The organism is Nakamurella sp., from assembly GCF_048594475.1.
Taxonomy (GTDB): Bacteria; Actinomycetota; Actinomycetes; order Mycobacteriales; family Nakamurellaceae; genus Nakamurella.
On sequence record NZ_JBMDXT010000325.1, the window covers coordinates 1 to 4,423 of the forward strand.

General features: G+C 74.8%; 5 protein-coding genes and 1 pseudogene. 2 read left to right on the forward strand and 4 right to left on the reverse strand.

Annotation, left to right across the window (positions count from 1 at the left end):
- From tatB to sigE, 4 genes are all read right to left on the reverse strand, one after another.
- Positions 1–403, reverse strand: a 403-nt coding sequence (gene tatB, locus ACOJUF_RS14865) for a Sec-independent protein translocase protein TatB (RefSeq protein WP_420122609.1), incomplete at its 3' end; no start/stop codon positions are given.
- Positions 404–496: 93 nt separating this feature from the next.
- On the reverse strand, positions 497–1,981 hold the full coding sequence (locus ACOJUF_RS14870) for a S1C family serine protease (RefSeq protein ID WP_420122610.1): 1,485 nt from the start codon (positions 1,979–1,981) through the stop codon (positions 497–499).
- Between the two features lie 62 nt (positions 1,982–2,043).
- Complete coding sequence (locus tag ACOJUF_RS14875) at positions 2,044–2,568, reverse strand: zf-HC2 domain-containing protein (protein ID WP_420122611.1); 525 nt, start codon at positions 2,566–2,568, stop codon at positions 2,044–2,046.
- 28 nt (positions 2,569–2,596) lie between these two features.
- On the reverse strand, positions 2,597–3,193 hold the full coding sequence (gene sigE / locus ACOJUF_RS14880) for an RNA polymerase sigma factor SigE (RefSeq protein WP_420122612.1): 597 nt from the start codon (positions 3,191–3,193) through the stop codon (positions 2,597–2,599).
- Between the two features lie 399 nt (positions 3,194–3,592).
- Between sigE and ACOJUF_RS14885 the strand changes: the two genes are divergently transcribed.
- On the forward strand, positions 3,593–4,216 hold the full coding sequence (locus tag ACOJUF_RS14885; protein WP_420122613.1) for an O-methyltransferase: 624 nt from the start codon (positions 3,593–3,595) through the stop codon (positions 4,214–4,216).
- Positions 4,213–4,423 (forward strand): annotated as a pseudogene (locus ACOJUF_RS14890) (ABC transporter substrate-binding protein); the annotation flags it as partial. The gene ACOJUF_RS14885 and the pseudogene ACOJUF_RS14890, both read left to right, overlap by 4 nt.

Here is a 4,423-nt window from a genome sequence, read left to right on the forward strand (position 1 = left end):
GCTTGACCGTGGACACCGCCCCGGCCGCCGGCGTGCCCCCGGCGGGCGACGCGCCCTTGGCGGTCGGGGTACCGGTCACGCCGAGGAACCCGCCGATCCCGCCGCCGGCGAACTCCTCGCCCAGGATCGTGTTGCCGATCAGCCGCTTGGGATGCAGGTCGCGCAGGTCGCGCAGGTCCTGGATCTCCTTGAGCGACTGCAGGTCGGCGATCTGCCGGCGCAGCTCGTCGAGTTCGGGACCGATCTCCCGGTTCAGCTGGGCCTGGGCGCCCGCGGCCATGGTCCGCAGCTTGCGCAGGCTGTCGGTCACCCAGCGGACGGCGGTCGGGATGCGTTCGGGCCCGAGCACGAAGACGCCGACCAGCACGATGATGCTGATCTGACCCCAGGAGAGGCCGAACACGCTGACCGCCTCCCTTCGGACGGAGCTCGCCGGGACCGCCCCGTGCGGACCCGACCGTTGCCCGGCGTCAGGATATCGGCGCCGCCACGGCGGCTATTCGGACCCGAGGGTGACCGAGACCGTCATCTCCCGGCCGTCCCGCAGCAGCACGACCGGCACCGTGGCGCCGACCGGGTTCTGCCGGACCGCCACGGTCAGCTCGTCGGCGTTGCCGACCTGCCGGTCCCCGACCTTGGTGATCACGTCGCCCTCGGCGATCCCGGCCGCGGCCGCCGGCCCGCCGGCCTGGACGTTCTGCACCTGCGCACCGTCGGTCACGCCGTCGGTGGCCGATCGGGCGTTCACCCCGATGGTCGAGTGCTGGACGCTGCCGGTGCGGATGATCTGCTCGGCGACGCTGCGCGCGGTGTCGATCGGGATCGCAAAACCGAGCCCGATCGAGCCGCTGGAGTCGCCGCCGAGCGTTCGGATGGCGGAGTTGATGCCGACGACGGCGCCGGAGGCGTCGACCAGCGCGCCACCGGAGTTTCCGGGGTTCACCGCGGCATCGGTCTGGATGGCGTCGATCACCGCGTCGGTGTCCGAGCCGCCGCCCTGCAGCCGGACCGGACGGTCCTTGGCCGAGACGATGCCGGTGGTGACGGTGCCGGCCAGGCCCAGCGGGGACCCGATCGCGATCACCGGGTCGCCGACGGCGAGGGCGTCGGAGTCGCCGATCTGGGCGACGGTCGCGTTCTGCACGTCCACCTTGAGCACGGCCAGGTCGGTCAGCGGATCCCGGCCGACGATGGTGGCCGGGACCCGGCTCTGCCGGCCGTCGTCGAAGATCACGGTCAGCGTCGCCGACGGGTCGGTGGCCGCGGTGGAGACCACGTGATTGTTGGTCAGGATGTGGCCGTCGCCGTCGATGACGACCCCGGATCCGGTCTCCCCGACGTCGCCCGTCCGGACCTCCAGCGAGACCACCGCGGGCAGCACCTTGGCGGCGATGTCGGCGACCGAACCGGGTTCCCGGGTGATGCCGGGCGAGACCGGGGCCAGCTCGAAGCTCGGGTCGGTGGCCGGCGCCGGGAGCCGGCCGGCGGCGAACACGCCGATCGCGGCCCCGACCGCACCGATCACCAGCGCGGTGACCAGCACCCCGATGATCGCCGACGGGCGCAGCCGGCGCTCGAACAGGGCCTGGCGCAGGCTGAAGCGCTCCGCCGGGGGCAGCTCCTGCCGCTCGGGTTCAGGGGTGGGCACGGCCGGCCGACCCAGCTGGGCGGCGGCGTTCGGGTCGCGCCACGGGTCGGGCTCGGGTCCGGCGGCCGGGACGGCCGCCGGCGGGGCGGGCGGGCGACCGATGCTTGACTCACCGGGCGACCGGCCGAACGCGTCGGCCAGGTACTCGGGCGTCGGGGGCGCCCCCAGGGGCACCACCGGGCGCTGCGGGCGCGGCCCGAACGAACCGTTGACCCCGCCCGGCCGGGCGTAGGCGCCGACCGGAACGCCGTCGGCCGACGAGGCCCGCCCGACGGTCGCGGGTTCCGGGTGCCGCGGAGGATGCCCGTTCGCGACGGGTGATCCGTTGCTCACGGCTCGATTGTCATCCCGCCGGTCGTCGCGTCCGCGCGCGGGATCGAAGTCATCCGGCACCGTTACGGAGTGCCCCACTTGGCCGTGACCACTTGCGGGGCGTTCGCCGGGCTCACGTGGGCGACCTGGGCTCCGTCCGAATGCGGATCGACCTCACCGGCCGGCTCGCTGCCGACCAGGGCGCCGACGGTCAACCCGGCGACGAGCGCCCCGGCGCCGAGGAACCGGAAGCGGCGGCCGCGCTGCACGGCGCGGTGCCCGACCCCGGTCGCGCCGGAGGTCGGGTGGGCGGGCAGGGCGGGCCGGTCGCCATGCGCCCGGTCGGCCGGGCGATGTGCCTCGGGGGGCGAGGCCGGCAGGGCCACCGGGATGGACCGCAGGCTGTCCAGCAGCGACGACGGCATCGCCGGCGCCTGCGCCGCCCGGAGCCACGACCGCGCGGTCATCTGGGCCCGCACCTCGGCGTCGCACTGCGGGCACAGGGCCAGGTGCGCGGCCGCGCGCTGGTACGAGACCAGCGACATCTCCCCGTCGGCGTAGGCAACGACGGCATCGAGGGTCAGGTGATCGATCGGGCCCACCGTCACGACCGCACCTCCCCGGTCCGCCCTGCGCTCATGCCACCGCCTCCACCTCGTCGTGTCCGTCCGGGCCGCTCGGCCCGCGCAGGGCCCGCCGTCGTTCCAGCCCCGCGCGGAGCGCCAGCCGGCCGCGATGGATCCGTGACCGCACCGTGCCGAGCTTGACTCCCAGGGTGGCACCGATTTCCTCGTACGTCAGGCCCTCCACGTCGCACAGCACGACGGCGGCGCGGAATTCGGGCAGCAGGTCGTCCAGGGCCGCCTGCAGATCGGGGTCGAGATGGGCGTCGTGGAACGCCTGCTCGGGCGAGGGCTCGCGGCCGGCGATCCGGTCGGTCTCCTCGGGCAGTGCCTCCATCCGGATGCGCTGCCGGCGCCGGACCAGATCCAGGAACACGTTGGTGGTGATCCGGTGCAGCCACCCCTCGAAGGAGCCGGGCTGGAACGTGTCCAACGACCGGAAGACCCGGATGAACGTCTCCTGGGTGATGTCCTCGGCGTCGTGGGCGTTGCCGGACAGCCGGTACGCCAGGCGATAGACCCGGTCGCCATGGTCGCGAACGATCTCGTCCCAGGCCGGCGGGGTCCACACGGGGCCGGGCGGAGCGGGGACGCTGGACAGGAAGACCACCTCCGGGTTCTGACACCGGCACGAACGGCCGGCGTGGTCCGATTGTTCCCGGCCCAGGTGTGAGCGGGATGTGAGGCACCGGCGCGTTCCGTGACGCCTTCGCCGCAGGCCACCGGCGGTGCCGACCGGCGGCGGGGCCGGACGGCTCGGCCCCCCTCGTCCGTGGCTGCCGGGACGGGTGTGCCTGGTGGGACCGGTGGGCCGGTGGCCCGACGGGCGGCGACCGCTGCGCCGGTGTGCCTGTCCGGGCGGCGAGCGGCCGGCCGGTAGGTTCGGGCGGACGCCTGCGGCGGCGGGACGCGGGCAACCGGTCCCGGTCGTCCGCCGGCGGGCCGGTCGCCGCATCCGGCACCGCCGACGTCTGTGTGCCGTGTTGTCGTGACAATCAGGAGGTTCCCGGTGACCACGAGCCGGTCCTATGCCGACTTCTTCGTCCCCGAGTCCGAGGTCGTGCTCGCGGCCCGGGCCCGGGCCGCGGACCTGGGGGCGTCGCCGACCGGATCGGGCACGGCCGCGGCGTTGACCTTCCTGGCCTCGGCGATCGTCGCCCGGTCGGTCGTCGAGATCGGCACCGGGACCGGTGTCAGCGGGCTGCACCTGCTCGCCGGCATGGCCCCGGACGGGATCCTGACCACCATCGACATCGAGGCCGAGTACCAGCGGGCGGCCAAGAAGGCGTTCTTCGAGGCCGGGATCGCGCCGACGCGGACCCGGCTGATCAACGGGCGGGCGCTGGACGTCCTGCCCCGGCTCACCGACGGCGCGTACGACATGGTCGTCGTCGACGGGGCGCCGACCGAGTACCCGCAGTACGTCGCCGAGGCGCTTCGCCTGCTCCGGCCGGGCGGTGTGCTGGTCGTCGACGGGGCCCTGGGCGGCGACAAGGTCGCCGATCCGACCCAGCGCGACGCGGACACCGTCGCCGTCCGCGACGCCGGCCGGCTGGTCCGCGACGACGAGTCGCTGACGGCAATGCTCGTGCCGCTGGGTGACGGCCTGCTGGCGGCGGTCAAGCGCTGGTGATCCGCCGAACCCACGCTTCGGTCACCGCGGTCGGGGCGGTGCTGGTGGCCGCCCTGACCCTGGCCGGGTGCGGCCAGTCCGAGGAGGAGATCCGGGCGGCGCAGTCTGCGGCCTCGGCCGCGGCCGCCGCCTCCTCGTCCGCCGCGGCGTCGTCATCCGCGGTCGCGGCCTCGTCCGCGGCGGCCGCGGCCCGATCCGCCGCCTCGG